The organism is Chromobacterium sp. CCUG 30098 (assembly GCF_059916605.1).
Genome location: NZ_JAUCGS010000001.1, coordinates 247,829 through 262,878 on the forward strand (window position 1 = coordinate 247,829; position 15,050 = coordinate 262,878).

Annotated in this window: 18 protein-coding genes; 8 read left to right on the forward strand and 10 right to left on the reverse strand. The window is 66.8% G+C overall.

Going from position 1 to position 15,050, the window contains the following annotated elements; translation table 11 throughout:
- The first annotated feature begins 28 nt into the window (after positions 1 to 28).
- Positions 29 to 736 carry a pseudouridine synthase gene (locus QUG03_RS01175; protein WP_107802064.1) on the forward strand — a complete coding sequence of 236 codons (708 nt, stop codon included), beginning with the start codon at positions 29 to 31 and terminating at the stop codon, positions 734 to 736.
- 450 nt (positions 737 to 1,186) lie between these two features.
- Here QUG03_RS01175 and fepB read toward each other — a convergent pair whose 3' ends face one another.
- A complete protein-coding gene (fepB, locus tag QUG03_RS01180) occupies positions 1,187 to 2,194 on the reverse strand; it encodes a Fe2+-enterobactin ABC transporter substrate-binding protein (RefSeq protein WP_488876709.1) in 1,008 nt (335 codons plus the stop codon).
- Positions 2,195 to 2,300: 106 nt separating this feature from the next.
- Positions 2,301 to 3,122 (reverse strand): M949_RS01915 family surface polysaccharide biosynthesis protein, encoded by an 822-nt coding sequence (locus tag QUG03_RS01185; RefSeq protein ID WP_107801213.1) that lies wholly within the window; start codon positions 3,120 to 3,122, stop codon positions 2,301 to 2,303.
- 336 nt (positions 3,123 to 3,458) lie between these two features.
- Here QUG03_RS01185 and QUG03_RS01190 point away from each other — a divergent pair, with 336 nt between their 5' ends.
- Complete coding sequence (locus QUG03_RS01190; RefSeq protein WP_500819185.1) at positions 3,459 to 4,460, forward strand: extracellular catalytic domain type 2 short-chain-length polyhydroxyalkanoate depolymerase; 1,002 nt, start codon at positions 3,459 to 3,461, stop codon at positions 4,458 to 4,460.
- 18 nt (positions 4,461 to 4,478) lie between these two features.
- Here the strand turns inward: QUG03_RS01190 and QUG03_RS01195 are convergent, their stop codons facing one another.
- Positions 4,479 to 5,366, reverse strand: a complete 888-nt coding sequence (locus tag QUG03_RS01195) for a LysR family transcriptional regulator (RefSeq protein ID WP_500819186.1) — start codon at positions 5,364 to 5,366, stop codon at positions 4,479 to 4,481.
- 118 nt (positions 5,367 to 5,484) lie between these two features.
- On the opposite strand from QUG03_RS01195, the gene QUG03_RS01200 reads away from it, so the two are divergent.
- Entirely contained in the window at positions 5,485 to 6,684 is a 1,200-nt protein-coding gene (locus tag QUG03_RS01200; protein ID WP_500819187.1) for an MFS transporter, read from the forward strand.
- Here QUG03_RS01200 and QUG03_RS01205 read toward each other — a convergent pair.
- Positions 6,639 to 7,418, reverse strand: a complete 780-nt coding sequence (locus QUG03_RS01205; RefSeq protein ID WP_107801210.1) for an EAL domain-containing protein — start codon at positions 7,416 to 7,418, stop codon at positions 6,639 to 6,641. The genes QUG03_RS01200 and QUG03_RS01205 overlap by 46 nt on opposite strands.
- A 42-nt stretch (positions 7,419 to 7,460) precedes the next feature.
- Here QUG03_RS01205 and QUG03_RS01210 point away from each other — a divergent pair, with 42 nt between their 5' ends.
- Both QUG03_RS01210 and QUG03_RS01215 read left to right on the forward strand, forming a co-directional pair.
- On the forward strand, positions 7,461 to 7,667 hold the full coding sequence (locus QUG03_RS01210; protein ID WP_500819188.1) for a hypothetical protein: 207 nt from the start codon (positions 7,461 to 7,463) through the stop codon (positions 7,665 to 7,667).
- Positions 7,668 to 7,760: 93 nt separating this feature from the next.
- A complete protein-coding gene (locus QUG03_RS01215) occupies positions 7,761 to 8,381 on the forward strand; it encodes a tetratricopeptide repeat protein (protein WP_500819189.1) in 621 nt (206 codons plus the stop codon).
- 23 nt (positions 8,382 to 8,404) lie between these two features.
- Here QUG03_RS01215 and QUG03_RS01220 read toward each other — a convergent pair whose 3' ends face one another.
- Positions 8,405 to 8,824 (reverse strand): hypothetical protein, encoded by a 420-nt coding sequence (locus QUG03_RS01220; protein WP_500819190.1) that lies wholly within the window; start codon positions 8,822 to 8,824, stop codon positions 8,405 to 8,407.
- A gap of 203 nt (positions 8,825 to 9,027) precedes the next feature.
- On the opposite strand from QUG03_RS01220, the gene QUG03_RS01225 reads away from it, so the two are divergent.
- Both QUG03_RS01225 and QUG03_RS01230 read left to right on the forward strand, forming a co-directional pair.
- Positions 9,028 to 9,603: a YqiA/YcfP family alpha/beta fold hydrolase gene (locus tag QUG03_RS01225; protein WP_474454997.1), complete on the forward strand. Its 576-nt coding sequence runs from the start codon at positions 9,028 to 9,030 to the stop codon at positions 9,601 to 9,603.
- A gap of 86 nt (positions 9,604 to 9,689) precedes the next feature.
- Complete coding sequence (locus tag QUG03_RS01230) at positions 9,690 to 10,664, forward strand: quinone oxidoreductase family protein (protein ID WP_107801207.1); 975 nt, start codon at positions 9,690 to 9,692, stop codon at positions 10,662 to 10,664.
- 131 nt (positions 10,665 to 10,795) lie between these two features.
- Here QUG03_RS01230 and QUG03_RS01235 read toward each other — a convergent pair whose 3' ends face one another.
- Genes QUG03_RS01235 through QUG03_RS01245 form a run of 3 tightly spaced genes read right to left on the reverse strand, consistent with a single transcriptional unit; the run spans position 10,796 to position 12,327 of the window.
- Positions 10,796 to 11,509: a helix-turn-helix transcriptional regulator gene (locus QUG03_RS01235; protein ID WP_107801206.1), complete on the reverse strand. Its 714-nt coding sequence runs from the start codon at positions 11,507 to 11,509 to the stop codon at positions 10,796 to 10,798.
- On the reverse strand, positions 11,510 to 11,962 hold the full coding sequence (locus QUG03_RS01240) for an EVE domain-containing protein (protein ID WP_500819191.1): 453 nt from the start codon (positions 11,960 to 11,962) through the stop codon (positions 11,510 to 11,512).
- A complete protein-coding gene (locus QUG03_RS01245; RefSeq protein WP_107801204.1) occupies positions 11,959 to 12,327 on the reverse strand; it encodes a VOC family protein in 369 nt (122 codons plus the stop codon). Before QUG03_RS01245 ends, QUG03_RS01240 begins: the two co-directional genes overlap by 4 nt.
- Positions 12,328 to 12,629: 302 nt before the next feature.
- Between QUG03_RS01245 and QUG03_RS01250 the strand changes: the two genes are divergently transcribed.
- Positions 12,630 to 13,355, forward strand: a complete 726-nt coding sequence (locus QUG03_RS01250) for an MgtC/SapB family protein (protein WP_019103569.1) — start codon at positions 12,630 to 12,632, stop codon at positions 13,353 to 13,355.
- Positions 13,356 to 13,564: 209 nt separating this feature from the next.
- Here the strand turns inward: QUG03_RS01250 and QUG03_RS01255 are convergent, their stop codons facing one another.
- On the reverse strand, positions 13,565 to 14,659 hold the full coding sequence (locus QUG03_RS01255) for a pyridoxal phosphate-dependent aminotransferase (protein ID WP_107801203.1): 1,095 nt from the start codon (positions 14,657 to 14,659) through the stop codon (positions 13,565 to 13,567).
- A 136-nt stretch (positions 14,660 to 14,795) separates the two neighbouring features.
- Positions 14,796 to 14,984: an LPS translocon maturation chaperone LptM gene (gene lptM, locus QUG03_RS01260; protein ID WP_500819192.1), complete on the reverse strand. Its 189-nt coding sequence runs from the start codon at positions 14,982 to 14,984 to the stop codon at positions 14,796 to 14,798.
- Positions 14,985 to 15,050 lie beyond the last annotated feature (66 nt).

Genomic DNA, 15,050 nt, shown 5'->3' on the forward strand with positions numbered 1-15,050 from the left:
GTCGGGGGCGGTGTGCTACCATCCGCTGATGGAACTTTACCGACTACTGCAACAACAAGGCTTTGGCGGCCGCAAGGAATGCCGGCAGCTGATCGACTACGGCCTGGTCGAACTCAATGGCGAGATCGTCGACAACTACCGTCAGCAGGTGGAACTGGCCGATATCCGGCAACTGGTGGTGGACGACAAGCCCTGGGACGTGGTGACCGGGCCGCTCTACTTGCTGTTCCACAAGCCCCCCAATTACGAAACCTCGCACAAGCCGCAGCACAATCCCGGCATTTATCGGCTGCTGCCTTATCAGTTCGGCAATCTGGGCATCACCGCCGTGGGCCGGCTGGACGTGGACACCACCGGCCTGATCCTGCTGACCAACGACGGCCAGTTCGTGCACGCGCTCAGCTCGCCCAAGAAGCTGGTGCCCAAGTGCTACCAGGTGACGCTGAAACACGCGGCCAGCGAGGAGTTCATCGCCAAGCTGCAAAGCGGGGTTTATCTGAACGACGAAGGCGCGGAGTTCGCCGCCGACAGCATAGAGCGGCTGGACAGCCATGTGATTCTGCTGACCATCACCCAGGGCAAGTATCACCAGGTCAAACGCATGGTGGCGGCGGCCAGCAACCGGGTGGAACAGCTGCACCGCATCAGCCTGGGCAGCGTGGCGCTGGGCGAGCTGCCGCAGGGCGAATGGCGGCATCTGAGCGCGGAGGAGCTGGCCAGCCTGGGTTGGTCGTGAATCATCCCGCTTGGCGGCTATAAGCGCCGCATGCCGAACAGGCCGCCTTTCAAGGCGGCCTTTTTTGTCGCGTGGCGCGGCGCCGTGCGCCGGCATGGCCGCTCATCAAGTTGATCGCGGCATGGAATGCATTGAAGTGCCCCGAGGCGCGTCCGCGCCCGGGGCTTTTTTTGCGCCTGACAAGCGGCGCTTGTGGTGGGAGCCTCCTGATTTGGCCGTGATTTCAGATGGGGGGCTAAATAGGCTTTGCTATCGATGCTTTTCCATCGATTGCCATTAATGTAATTTATTTAATGAGTAACATTGTTTATTTACTTAAAAAAATTACACTGCTCCGTCATGGGAAGGCGGCTCATGGAGAAGGCGGCGCCGGATGGCGGCGATCAATGTGAAAACAGGCCCGCGCCGTGTCGGGCGCGAGCCTGTCGGGAAGGAAGCCGGCCGTGCCGGCTATTGGAATTGCCGCGCCAGCCGCGCCAGCAGATTGCGCGAGCTGTAGTAATCCAGGCGGAAGGTGTCGAAGCCGGCGGCGTAGACCTGCTTGCCGCGCACCGCGGCGTTGCCGGCCAGGAAGGGATTGGCCAGCACCTTGGGCACGCTGGGCGCGTCGGCGTTGAACAGCAGGATGCTGTTGCCGCGCAGCCCTTCGGCGAATTTCTCGCCGGACAGTTGCACGATGTCGCGGCGCACGCCCTGGCTGGTGTTGCCCTTGACGCTGTCCGGCGCGGTGGCGAGCGTAAAGCCCAGCGCTTGCAGCAGTTTGCCCTGGGCCGATTCCGGCGTCCAAAGATTGGCCCCGGAGCCGTCCTCGCTGTACACCATGGCGGCGGTGGGCTGCGGCGGCAGCTTCAGCTTGCTTTTCAACTGCGCGACTTCGGCGTCGAAACGGGCGATCACCGCCTGGGCGTCGGCCTCGCGGCCGCTGGCGCGTCCCAGCAGCGTCGCCAGCTCCTGCCAGCTCTTGTCGTCGTAATTGACCACCAGAGTCGGCGCCATCTGGCTTAATTGCTCGTACAGCTTCAGCGCGGAGTCGCCGCCGGTGCCGGCCATCACGATCAGGTCCGGCTGGGCGGCGATGATGGCTTCGGCATTGGGCTCGCCCTGGTAAAGCGGCTGCACGCCCCGTTGCTTGGCCACGGCCCCCCATTGGGTGAAGAAGCCCTGGCCGTCGGTGACTTTGGAATTGGCGGCGCTGCCGCCGCTGGCCACCACCGGGGCGTTGATGGCGAGCAGGGTGCCGGTCAGGGTCACGCTGGTGGACACGATGCGCAGCGGCGGCCGCTCCAGCGTCAACGGACCCTTGGGCGTGCTCAAGGTGCGCGGCCACTGGCCGGCGGCGGCGACGGAGGCGTCGGCGCTTTGTTCAGGCGCGCCGCAGGCGCTCAAGGCCAGAGCGAGGCCGGCGCTCAGCCATAAGCGCAGCGCGGCGCGGCGCGGGCGGGAAAAATCGGAAGCCATGAAAATCCTTAGGATAGACGCGGGTGGTGGCTCCGATTTTATTGCAAACAAGAATTATTATCATAATTACCGAAGGGCAGGTTTGCGAGGGCCGCAAGCCGCGCGCTCATTCCTGTTGTTGCTTGAGCCAGTTGTCTTCCTGATGCCGCATCAGCGCGAACCACTGCTGGCGCATGTGGCGGGCAAAAGCCGGTGGCGCTGCGGCGAAGTCGTTTTCGTCGGTGTAACAGCCGGGCAGATAGGGCGGTTCGAAGTCTTTCTCCCAGCCCTTGGCCTGCAGCGCCCGCTGGCCCTGCGGGCTGCAGTCCTCGGGCAGCGGCAGTCCGGTCAGGTGGCCGCTGTCCGGGTCCAGCCAGCGCACGCCCTGGCGATCCAGGCCGCGCAGGCCGTATTTGGCTTTGCCGGCGTGAAGAATCAGCTTGTAGTCGTTGGGGCTGACGTCGCTGGCGCAAGCGCTGCGATAGCCGACCACCGTTTCCAGCGCGCCGTCGCGGTTGAGGTCCGGAAAAGCAATGGAGGCCAGATCGAAGGTCGCGCTGGCGTCGAACTCGCAGCGCGTCACGCCGTCGCTGAGCATCCACTGCCGTCGCGGCCTATCCTGCCCCAGCGTGTATTGCGCGGCGTAGAGCGTCGCGCTCTGCGCGCCGTCGGCGCCGCGCGCTTCCTGTCGCTCCGCCAGCACCAGCACGTGCTCGCCGGCGCTGTCCGTCCAGCCGTAGGCGGCGGTCAGCTTGCCGCGCAGCTCGACGCCGGCCGGCACGGCGCTCAGGCGTCGCACTTGACCGGCGACGGACGGCGCGCTGGCGGTGTCGGCCGGCTCGGCGGCGGGCGGAGGCGGCTGGGGTTTGCAGGCGGCGAGCGTCAGCGTCAGGCCGAGCAACAGCGAGACGCGCAGGCCGGCGGTACGGGGCGCGGGGAGCGGGGGCATGCCGTTCTTCTTGTCATTGATGAAACTGGAATAGTACGGAATACCAGCGACGCGGAACAGCTCCGGCGGCAGAGAGGGGTTGGGGGCAGGGCGGGAACTGACCGATTTGCCGACGATTCATGACATTGGGGTGATTTTTGCCGGCTGGGGACGCCATAATCCAGGCGGGAGCGCGATCCTCGCGCGATACCGCAGTCTGTTCAAAGTCTCGCGAGCGAAGGCGAAGCAGCCGAGCACGCGGAGCGCTCGTGGCTCATGGGCGTTTCAAAGCCGCGCTCGCCGTGTCGCGTTTGACGACGCGGGGCGGACAGGGAACGGGTTCTTTAAGGAGGGCTTATGTTGAAACCTGCTTGGTGGTGGGCTGGGGCGCTGGCGTTGACGCTGGCGCAGATGGCGGCGGCGGAGCCGCTGCCGGCGTATCGCGGCGACGCGCGGCAGTCTTCGGTGTCCGGTCTGTCGTCCGGCGCCTTCATGGCGGTGCAGTATCAGGTGGCGTTTTCCGCCTCGGTGCGAGGCGTCGGCGTGGTGGCGGGCGGGCCTTACTATTGTTCCAAGGGCATGCTGGCGGGCGCGCCGGCCTGCATGAGCGGTCCGCCGCCGGAGGTGGGCGGCCTGGTGCTGGCGACGCAGCAGTTCGCGCTGGCGGGACAGATCGATCCCTTGTCCAACCTGGCCAAGCGCCGCGTCTATCTGTTCAGCGGCAGCCAGGACAATACCGTCAAGACGGCGGTGGTGGACAGCGCCGAGCGTTATTTCCGCAAGCTGGGGGTGCCGGCGGCGAGCATCGACTACCTGCGCAGCCTGCCGGCCGGCCATGCCCAGATCACGCCGGCTTACGGCAATGACTGCGGCGAGACCAAGTCGCCTTACGTCAACCATTGCGACTGGAAAGGCGAAGGCTACGACCAGGCCGGCGCTATCCTGACGCAAATCTACGGCCCCTTGCAGCCGCGCGCCGGCCAATTGAGCAGCCAGGTGTCCGCTTTCAACCAGAAGCCGTACGCGCCGCCGGGCAGCAGCCTGGCCGACGAGGGCTATGTCTATGTGCCGCGCGCCTGCGCCGAGGGCGAATCCTGCAAGGTGCATGTGGCGCTGCACGGTTGCCGCCAGTACGCGGGCGCGGTCGGCGACGCTTTCTACGGCCATGCCGGCTACAACGAATGGGCGGACAGCAATCGCATCATCGTGTTGTATCCGCAGACCACGGCGATGCCGCCGGGCAACCCGAACGGCTGCTGGGACTGGTTCGGCTATACCGGCGTGAATTTCGCCTGGAAGAACGGGGTGCAGATGCGGGCGATCAAGGCGATGGCGGACCGGCTGGTGTCGGCGCCCTGAGCCAGAGTCCGGCGGGGTTCAGCCGCCGGGGAAGCCGCGTTTGGCGAAGAAGTCGATGAAGGCGCGCAGCCGCGGCGGCGGATAGGGCGAACCGGGCCATAGCAGATAAAGGACGCCGCTGCGCTCGGCCCAGGCTTCCGGCAGCGCCTGCAGCCGTCCGTCCGCCAGTTGGCGGCGCACGGTGAAGTCCGGCAGGCAGGCGATGCCGGCGCCTTGCTCCGCCAGCTGGATCAGCGCGTCGCCGGTATTGGCGCAGGCATGGACCGGCAGCGCCGGCGCGTCTTCATCCTGGCCGGCCAGCGGCCACGGCGCCAGTTTGCCGCTGCGCGGATAGCGGTAATGCAGGCAGCGGTGCTTCGTCAGATCCATCGGCGACGCCGGCTCGCCGCAGCGGGCGAAGTAGGCCGGCGCGGCCACCAGCCGCATGCGGTAAGCGCCCAGCCGCCGCGCGCTCAAGCGCGAGTCTCCCGGTTCGCCGCCGCGAATCACCACATCGAAGCCTTCGCCTATCACGTCCACCAGACGGTCGCTGTAGTCCAGATCCAGTTCGATCTCCGGATAGTCTTGCATGAAGGCGGCCAGCAGCGGGGCCAGCACGCCGCATTCGTGCGGCAGGCCCACCTTCAGCCGGCCGCGCGGCGCGGCCTGCTCTTGTTGCAACTCGCGCTCCGCCGTTTCCACTTCGTCCAGAATGCGCAGGCAACGTTGCAGGTATTGTTCGCCGGCCGGGGTCAAGGTCAGCCGCCGGGTGCTGCGTTGAACCAGACGCGCGCCCAAGCGCGCCTCCAGCCGCGCCAGGCCTTTGCCGGCGGCCGAGGCGGAAATGCCCAGTTGCCGTCCGGCGGCCACCAGGCTGCCTTGTTGGGCGATGTGGGCGAACAGCTCGATGCCGCTCATTTTTTCCATGGTTTGCCCCGAAATTACGGAATACAGTTCCGTTATGTATGGAATTGAAGACTATTTTTCCGTATCGCCAAGGAATCTAGCATAAGCCCTCGTTCATGTGCGATACGGGAGAAGCGGGATGACAGGCAAGAGCGGCGAGTCGGCGATGCCGGCGACGGTGTATCTATTGGGCTTATGCATTTTTGCGATGGCGACGTCGGAATTCATGGTGGCGGGGATGATGCCGTCGTTGGCGGCGGCCCTGGGCGTCGGCTTGCCGGCGGTGGGCAATCTGGTATCGGCCTTCGCCGCCAGCGTGGTCCTGGGCGGGCCGGCGCTGACTTGGCTGCTGCGTTCGGCGCGGCGCAAGCACAGCCTGATCGGTCTGTTGCTGTTGTTCCTGGCCGGGCAGGCTTTGGGCGCGCTGGCCGGCGATTACCGGCAGATGCTGTGGTCGCGGCTGATCTGCGGCGTGGCGCAATCGGCTTTCTTCGGCGTGGCCCTGGCCTTGGCGGCGGAACTGGTGGGCGAACACCGGGTGGCGCGCGCCGCCGCGCTGGTGCTCAACGGCCTGATGCTGGCTTCGGTGGCCGGCCTGCCGCTGGCGGCCTGGGTGGATCAGAGCTGGGGCTGGCGTGTGAGCTTTTGGCTGGTGGCGGGCATGGTGGCGTTGGCCGCGGCGGGCATCGCCGCGCTGACGCCGTCCGGCGTCCGTCCGCAGACCTTGAGTCTGGGCGAGGAGGGCCGCCGGCTGGCGCGACCCAGCCTGTGGGCGGCTTATCTGAGCAGCGGCCTGATCATAGGCGCGGTGTTCGCCGCCTTCACTTATCTGGCGCCCTTGTTCACCCGGGTCAGCGGCTTCGCCGCTTCGGAGCTGCCCTGGCTGTTCGCCGCTTACGGGCTGGCGACGGTGCTCGGCAATCTGTTCAGCGGCCGCCTGGCGGACAGCCACACCCGCGCCGTGCTGCGCGGCGGTCTGCTGGTCTTGCTGGCTGCCCTGGTGGCGTTGGCCTTGCTGGCGCAATGGCAGGCGGCGACGGCGGCGTGCGTGCTGCTATTGGGCCTGGCCGGCCTGCCGATGAATCCGGCGATGGTGGCGCGGGTGGTGCGCGCCGGCGGCAGCGGGCCTATGGTGAACAGCCTGCACATGTCGGTGGTCAATCTGGGTCTGATGCTGGGTTCCTGGGGCGGCGGCGCTTTGTTGGACGCCGGCTGGAACCTGCGCGCGCCGGTATGGCTGGGCGCGGCGTTGGCCGCGCTGGCCTTGCTCAGCCTGTGGCTGGACCGCGCCGGTCACAGCTGGCAGGTCACCGGCAGTTCGGCCGGCTTGCCCAGGTAGAAGCCCTGGTAGAGCTCGACCCCCAGTTCCTGCATCGCCTGGTGTTGCTCGCGGGTTTCTATGCCTTCCACCGCCATGCGGCAGCCTATCTGCCAGCCCAGCTCCAGCAGCACCGGCAGCCGGTGGCGTTCGCCGGACATATAGTCCAGCAGCAGGCTGCGGTCTATCTTGATCAGGTCCGGGCACAGCGACTTGACCTTGCCGTGGCGAGCGGCCACCGCGCCGAAATCGTCCACAGACAGGCCGAAGCCGGCCTCGGCGGTCAGACGCAGGCTGTTGATCAGCGGTTGGCCGTGGTGTTCCACCTCGTATTCCGGCAGTTCGAAAATCACGCCGCCGCTGTCCAGTTCCAGCGAGTCCAGCAGGCCTTGCAGCAGGGGAAGGTGATTGCGGCCGTGGTTGTCCACCACCGCGGTCTGGGCCAGCAGGTTCAGGCACAGGCAGCCGGATTGGCCGCTTTGCGCGAAATTGCGGATGTGGATCAGCCGCGCCAGCTGATCGGCCTCCAGCGCCAGCTCCGGCGGCAGGCCGGACAAAAAAGAGTCGGGGGACGGCGTCTGGCCGTCCTGCGTCCGCACGCGCAGCAGCGCCTCGTAGCCGAACACGCCGCCGCTGCGGTAGAACAAGGGCTGGAACACGCTGCTGAGCTGACAGCCGCCCAGACGCGCGCAATATCGGCCGTCCGCGTCGCGGTACAGCTGTCGCTCGGGATGAGGGCCTAGGGGTGGAGCCATGGTGGTTTAGTCGCGCGGGATGGACTTTCAGCATAGCAAGCATTGCGCCGGGCTACCGGCCGGCTGCTGCCTCTGCTGGAGCGCTATCCCCTGCCGCTGCACGCGGTGTCTCCCGAGCGCAAGCACGTGCCGGCCAAGGCGCGCGCCTTCCTGGAGTTCATCGACAGGAAGCTGGGCGGCGAGCCGCCGCCGACTAAGAGTCTGTTCAAAGTTTCGCGAGCGAGAGCGAGACAGGGCGAACGCCGCTGAGAAAGCGGAATGCGTCAGTAGCGCATTGGCGCTTCAGCGGGCTTTGAACAGCTTCTAAGCTTTGGTAGTACGGGCCCGATGAGGAGAGGCGCGATGAAGGCGTGGGCAGGCGGGATATGGGCGGCGTGGGCGCTGGCGTCCCTGGCCGCGGACGTGGCGGGCTGGGCCAGCTATCAGCGCGGCGATTTCGCCGCCGCGCGCCGGCAGTTCGAGCAAGCGGCCCAGGCGGGCGACCGGGTGGCGGCTTTCGACCTGGCGATGATGCATTGGCGCGGCGAAGGCGGCGCGCCGGACCGGGCGCAGGGCGAGCGCTGGCTGCGCCGCGCTGCCGACGCGGGTCTGCCGCAGGCGCAGCACGCCTTGGGCGCGCTGTATGAAAGCGGCCAGCAAGTGGCCAAATCGCAGACCGAGGCGACGCGCTGGTTCCAGTTGGCCGCGCGGCAGGATTATCTGCCGGCGGAGCTGGATCTGGGCACCCAGTACTTCTTGGGCCGCGGCGCGGCCAAGGACTACCGGCTGGCCGCGTACTGGTACGAAAAAGCCGCGCAGCAGGGCGATATGGGCGCGCAATATCTGATCGCCAGCATGTACGAGCACGGCGACGGCGTGGAGCGGGATCTGCCGGCGGCGATACGCTGGTACGCCAAGGCGGCGGTTCAGGGCGACGTCGGCGCCAGGCTCAAGGCGCTGGATCTGGCCAAGAGGGCCAAGTAGGCCTCGAAACCCAGGCCGGGCTTTCAGGCGCGGGCCGGCCCGCGGCGCATCGCCGCCAGGCACTGGCAGGCGGCCTGCCAGTCCTGAACCCCGCACAGGCCGCGCACGATGATGCCGGCCAGGGTGTCGTTGCAGGCGTCCGGGCCAAACTGCATCAGCATCTCATGCAGGGCGAAATGCAGGGAGGCGTTGTGTTGCAGCAACAAACCCACTTGCTCGTGGACGAAGCCGTCCACCGTGGCCTGGCCGTCGCGGTCCACATGCACATGGTGACGGGGGCAGAAGCCGGAACGGATCAGCGCCTGATCGGCGCGCACGTCGTCGAGAAAGGCCTGCGCGCTGTGGTGCAGAAAGCCGCAAGCCATGATCAGGCTGGCGACGGAGTAAGGCTTGGTGGTGGTGGCGTCGGCGACGAGGGCGTTGTCCGGCAGGGTGGCAAGCATTAATGTTCTCCTGTTATCTTTGTAAACCGCGCTCAATGGCATAAATCGTCGGTTTTATTATTTTTTCCGCGTTTTTGTATCATTCATGCGAATGTATTGGCAAGCCCGTCGAAAGGACGGTTGCCAGCCGCGGCTGCCAGGGTTTTTCTTGGGACGATGGCCATTTAGAATGAACTCTTTCTTTTCCGTTTGTTCCCATTCGCATGCATATTGTTTACCTGCACGGCTTCAACTCCGGTCCGCAATCGCTGAAGGCGAACGAAACCGCCGCTTATCTGCAACAGAACGCTTTCGATGCGACCCTGCATTGTCCGCAGCTGTCGCCGCATCCGGCCGAGGCGATTGAGCAGGCGTCCGCCCTGGTGGCCTCCTTGCCGGCCGACACCCTGTTGATCGGCAGCTCCCTCGGCGGGTATTACGCCACGTTTCTGGCCGAGCGTCATCAACGCCCGGCGGTGCTGATCAACCCGGCGGTGCGGCCTTACGACGACCTGGCGCGCTTCATCGGCGAACAAACCAATCCCTATACCGGCGTGGTCTATACCCTGAGCGACGCCGATATGCGGGCCTTGCTGGCGCAGCGCGTGGCGCAGCCGTCCGCGCGCCGTTACTGGCTGCTGTTGGGCAGCCGCGACGAGGTGCTGGACTGGCGCGAAGCGGCCGCGCTGTATCTGGACTGCCGTCAGACGGTGTTCAACGGCGACGACCACAGGCTTGAAGCCTGGCCGCGCGTCTTGCCGGAGGCGCTGGCCTGGGGGCGCGGGCAATTATTGGCCTGAGCATCGAAACAGTCTGTTCTGCGACAGTGTCTTGTCCGGGGGAGGGCGCTGCCGCACACTGGATTTTTTGCGCCGAGGAGGCCGCCATGACTCAAGCCATCGTTTTCTCCCATACCGGCGGGCCGGAAGTGCTGGGCCTGCAGAGCCAGACGCTGGCCGCGCCGGGACCGGGCCAGGTGCGGGTGCGTCACACCGCCATCGGCGTCAACTTCATCGACACCTATCAGCGCAGCGGCCTGTATCCGCTGCCGCTGCCGTCCGGCCTGGGCCAGGAAGCGGCGGGGGTGGTGGAGGCGCTGGGGCCGGAGGTGTCTGGCCTGGCGGTGGGCGACCGCGTCGCATACGCCGGCGGCCCGCTGGGCGCTTACAGCAGCGAGCGGCTGTTGCCGGCGGCGGTGCTGGTGAAGATTCCCGACGGCATCAGCGACGAATCCGCCGCCTGCATGATGTTGCAGGGCATGACCGTGGAGTATCTGGTGCAGCGCAGCTACCCGGTGCGGCCGGGGCAGACCGTGCTGTGGCACGCCGCCGCCGGCGGCGTCGGCCAGATCGCGGTGCAGTGGCTGACGGCGCTGGGCGCGACGGTGATCGGCACCGTCGGCTCCGACGCCAAGGCCGACATCGTGCGCGGTCTGGGCTGCCAGCATGTGATCAATTACAGCCGAGAAGACGTAGTGGCCAGGGTGAGCGAGATCACCGGCGGCCAGGGCGTGCCGGTGGTTTACGATTCGGTGGGCAAGGACACTTTCCAGATCTCGCTGGCCAGCCTGAGCCCGCGCGGCATGCTGGTCAGCTTCGGCAACGCCTCCGGCGCGGTGCCGCCGTTCGCGCCGCTGGAATTGACCAGCCGCGGCTCTCTGTTCTTCACCCGGCCCAAGCTGGCCGATTACATCGCCAGCCGCGCGGAGCTGGAGGCTTCGGCCCAGGCGCTGTTCGAACGAGTGGCGGACGGCAGGATCAAGGTGGCGCCTTCGCATCGCTATCCTCTGGCCGAGGCGGCGCAGGCGCACCGCGATCTGGAAGGACGCAAGACCAGCGGCTCCATCATCTTGCTGCCTTGAGCCGGCGACGCGGCGCTTAGAGCCGCTAACAACACCTCGCAGAGAACCTGAGCCAAGGCGCGCCGACGCAGGCAGTACCCGTAGTACGACAAGGAGGCGCAACGCGGGATCAGGGGTTTTGTTAGCGGGTCTTATTCCTGATGCCAGGGTTGGCGCTGGTGTTGTTCCAGCCAGGCCAGCGCCTGGCCGCCGGCGTCCACATGGCTCAGATAGCCGGCCAGGCTGACCCCGGGCGGACAGCTCAAGTCCGTGGCGCGCCAGCTTTGCAGCCGGTCCACGCGGAAGCTGCGGTAGTCCAGGCGCAGCCCGCACCAGGCGGCCAGCAGCCAGCGGTCGCCCCAGAAGAACAGCGCCAGCGGCATCAAGGCGCGCTGGCTGCCGCGGCCGCTTTCGTCGCGGTAGTCCACCCATAGCGGCTGGCGGGAGACGATGGCGTCGCGCAGCGGCGCCAAGCGCTCGCGCGGGTAATTGCCCGACGTCGGCGCGTACAGCGGTTCCGGCGGCAGGCCGGACGAGCCCAGCACCGCGTGGATGCGGCCCAGCGCCGATTGCGCCGCCGCCGCGGTGTCGCGGTCGGCCCAGGCGGCCAGCATGCGGGCGCCCACTTCCAGCGCCGCCAGTTCGCGCGCGGAAAACGCCACCGCCGGCGGCGTGAAGCCGGCTTCCAGCCAATACCCCTCGCCGGCCTCGCCGTTGACCGGCGCGCCGCTGGCCATCAGGTCCGCCATATCGCGGTAGACGGTGCGCGGCGTCACCTCCAGCCATTCGGCCAATTGCCGGGCGGTGGTGCGGCGGCGGCCGCGCAGCAGCAAGAGGATTTGGACCAGTCGGTCGGCTCGGCGCATTCAGTCGGATTCCCGCAGCATGGATGGCGGCAGTGTCGCCCGCATTGCGCGCGCGATCAACAGGAAATCGGCACGGCCGATTTCCAGGTGGCCAAAGCGGAAAGCGTAGCCCCAGCGCGCCGGATCCTCGATAAAGGCCAATTGACCGAGCAGCGGACGGATGTCGGCGTCCTCCGCCGGCCAGAAGGCGATGTCGCGCCGGTAGGGTTCGAAATCGGCGCTGACCCGGAAGGGATAGACCCGCGCGTCCGCCGCCAGGCCGACGGCGGTGAAGCGCTGGCAGGGCTCGCGCCCCTCCAGGCTCAACACCGGCGAGTAATAGATCAGGCCGTCGCCGGCCGCCATCCGCCTGAGCGGCGCGGCCTTGCCGTGGCAGAGCTGGGCGAAGCCGCCGGCCAGACCGCGCCGAACATGGTCGCGGCTGGCCACGCCTATCCAGTAGCGCCGGCTCATGCGGCGCTGTGCAGGCCGATCAGATTGCCGTCCGGATCGGAAAACAGCGCGATCTGGCCCCAGTTCTCCGGCAGCGCGGTCTTGGGCTGCACCACGATGCCGCCGGCGCTCTTTATCCGTTCCAGCGTGGCGTCGAGATCGGCGCCGCCGTCCAGATAGACGCGCACGCCGTCGACATGGGGGCGGGCTTGCGGGCAGCTGAGCAGCGCACCGCCGCAACTGTCGCCGGTTTGGGGAAACAGGGCCATGCGATTATTGTCGAAGCTCTCTTCTTGCAGCTCCACCCGCAGCGCCTGTTGATAGAAGGCGACGGCGCGCTCGAATTGGAGCACGGGAATTTCAAACCAGTGTAGAACGGGGGACATGGCACACTCCTTGAACAGGTTTTATCGAGATCCGGCCGGGGACATCCCGGCGCCGCTTCCGGGCGGGACGGAGGCGGCGTTGCGGCCTGGAGGACAGTGTGCGGCCCCCCTGCTGACAGCGTACTGTCAGCAGGAATCCGCCGTCGTCAATTTTCCTGCTTGGGCCGGCGCCACGTGTGCTTCGCCGCGCAGCAATCGCCTGGTCGGACACGACCCGGTGACGCGGATGTGGCAAACTGCCTGACTGTTTCCCGGCGCGACGGGAGCGCTGTTTTTTCAATCGACCGCAGGAGGAATAAGAAGTGGAAACCTTACTGCAGTTTCTGGGCTTCAACGGGTCTGGTCTGCTGCAAACCTTGCTCAGCCTGTTGACGGCTTTCATCCTGGGCTCGGCCATTGGCTATGAGCGGCAGTTCCGTCAGCGTACCGCCGGCTTGCGAACCAATACCCTGGTGGCGGTGGGCGCGGCGGCCTTCGTCGACATGGCCTTGCAGCTGGACGGCACCGGCGGCGCGGCGCGGGTGGCGTCCTACGTGGTGTCCGGCGTCGGCTTTCTGGGCGCCGGCACCATCATGAAGGAAGGCCTGAATGTGCGCGGTTTGAACACCGCCGCCACCTTGTGGGGCTCGGCCGCGGTCGGCGCCAGCGCCGGCGCCGGTCAGATTCCGCAGGCCTTTCTGATCACGCTGTTCGTCTTGGCCAGCAACACCTTGCTGCGTCCGGTGGTGAACTCCATCAACCGCAAGCCGATCGACGACGAAACCAGCGAAGTCACTTACCAGCTGTGCGTGATTTCCAGCCGTTCCGGCCAGAAGCACGCGATGGCCTTGCTCAGCGATCTGCTGGAGGAGTCCAAATACCCGGTGGGGGATCTGGACGTGGAGCCCTTCGGCGACGACGAGGTGGAGATGACCGCCACCTTGCTGTCCACCTCGGTGGAGTGGGAGGAGCTGGAGGAGATCGCCGCCAAGCTGGTGGCCCAGCCTTTCATCAGCCAGGCTTACTGGAACCCCAGCACCTCGGAGTGAGGACGGCGGGGAAAAGACCACGCCCTGGGCCGCTAGCCGGTCCAGGGCGTTTTTTATGGGGCGGGAGAGCGGTTCAAAGTCTTGCGAGCCAGGGCGAGACAAGGCGAAAACCGCTGAGAAAGCGAAACGCACGCGTAGCGCGTGGGCATTTACGAAGCGGTGCTCGCCGCGCCTCGTATCACGAAGCGCATCGGATGTTGAGCCGCTTCTTAACCTTCCGCCAGCGCCGCCATCACCTTGGCCGACAGCGCCTGCGGCTGCGCGGTGACGCGCAGCAGATGGCGCACCGCCGGATGCGGCGGCCGGTGCACGGCGATGCCGTCGGACAGCAGTTGGCGGTGAATGGCCTCGCTGCTGGCGGCGTCGCGATAGGCGATGCAGACGAAGTTGGTGTGCGAGGGCATCACCACCAGATCGCGCGCGCGCAAGGCGTCGGACAGCTTGTCGCGCAGATGGATGGTGGCGGCGATCAGCTGGCGCGAGTAGTCCGGATCGTCCAACACGATTTGAGCCGCCAGCTGGGCGAAGCTGGACAGCGCGAATTGAGGCCGTATCTGGTCCGCCTTGGCGACGATGTGCTGCGGGCCGACGGCGTAGCCCACCCGCAGGCCGGCCAGCGCATAGGCTTTGGACAAGGTGCGCAGCCGCAGCGTGTTGGGCAGCGCGCCTTGCGGCGGCGCGTCCTGCGCGTCCACGCAGAAATCGACGTAGGCCTCGTCCAGAATCAACAGCGTGGACGAGGGCAGCATTTCGCGCAGCGCCAGGATATCGTCCGCGCCCCAGTAATGGCCGCTGGGATTGTCCGGGTTGGCGAGATAGAGCACGGCGGCGCGTTCGGCGCGCGCCACCTCCGCCAGCCGCGGCAGATCGGCTTGCAGCCGGTCGCCTTGCTGCTGGTAGGGCACTTCCAGGATGCGCGCGCCCACGCCTTCGGCGAAATAGCGGAAAGTGGGATAGGTGCCGGCGGTGCACACCACCGCGTCGCCGACATTACAGGCCAGGCGCAGCGCCAGCAGGATCAGGCTGTCGGCGCCGGTGTCGAACAGCACCTGGCTCGGGTCCACGCGGTTGTGGGCGGCGGCGCGCTGGCGCAGCCCGTGCGCGTAGGGGTCCGGGTAGAGCCGGGCCAGCTCCGTCATCATCTCGCCGAATTCCGCCGTCAGCGGCGAGGCCGGCTTGGCCATGCTTTCATTGGAGCCGATGCGCGCGCCGATGCGGTGACCCAAGGCCGCTTCCAGCTTGGCGATGCCGGGAAAGGGGTTGACGATGGTGTGATGTTCCAGATGACGGGCGAAGTGGGACATCGGCGGCTCCTTTATCTGCAGATACAGCCTTTGAGTGTAAAGGATATGACTGAAGCGCAGGAAACCGCGTGGGAATATCAATATGTCTTCGGCATTTCGCGGCCGCCGCGCCGGGCCCAAAGCGCGGCGGGAACCGTCAGCGGACGGCGGGAGCGGCGGGTTCGGCCGCGGCGCGCGGGGCGGAGGCGTTGGCCTTGGCCGCGGGTTTGACGGCCGGCGCGGCGGCGGCCGGCTTGGCGGCGGGGGCGGGCAGATACAAGGGGCCTTTGAAGCCGCAGGCGGCCAGGAACAGGGTCAGGCTTGCACAAGCCAGCAAGGTGCGCATACGAATGAGTTCCAATGTGGCAAAATCTGGATACTAGCAAAGCTGCGGCGCGTCGTGTGATTCCGA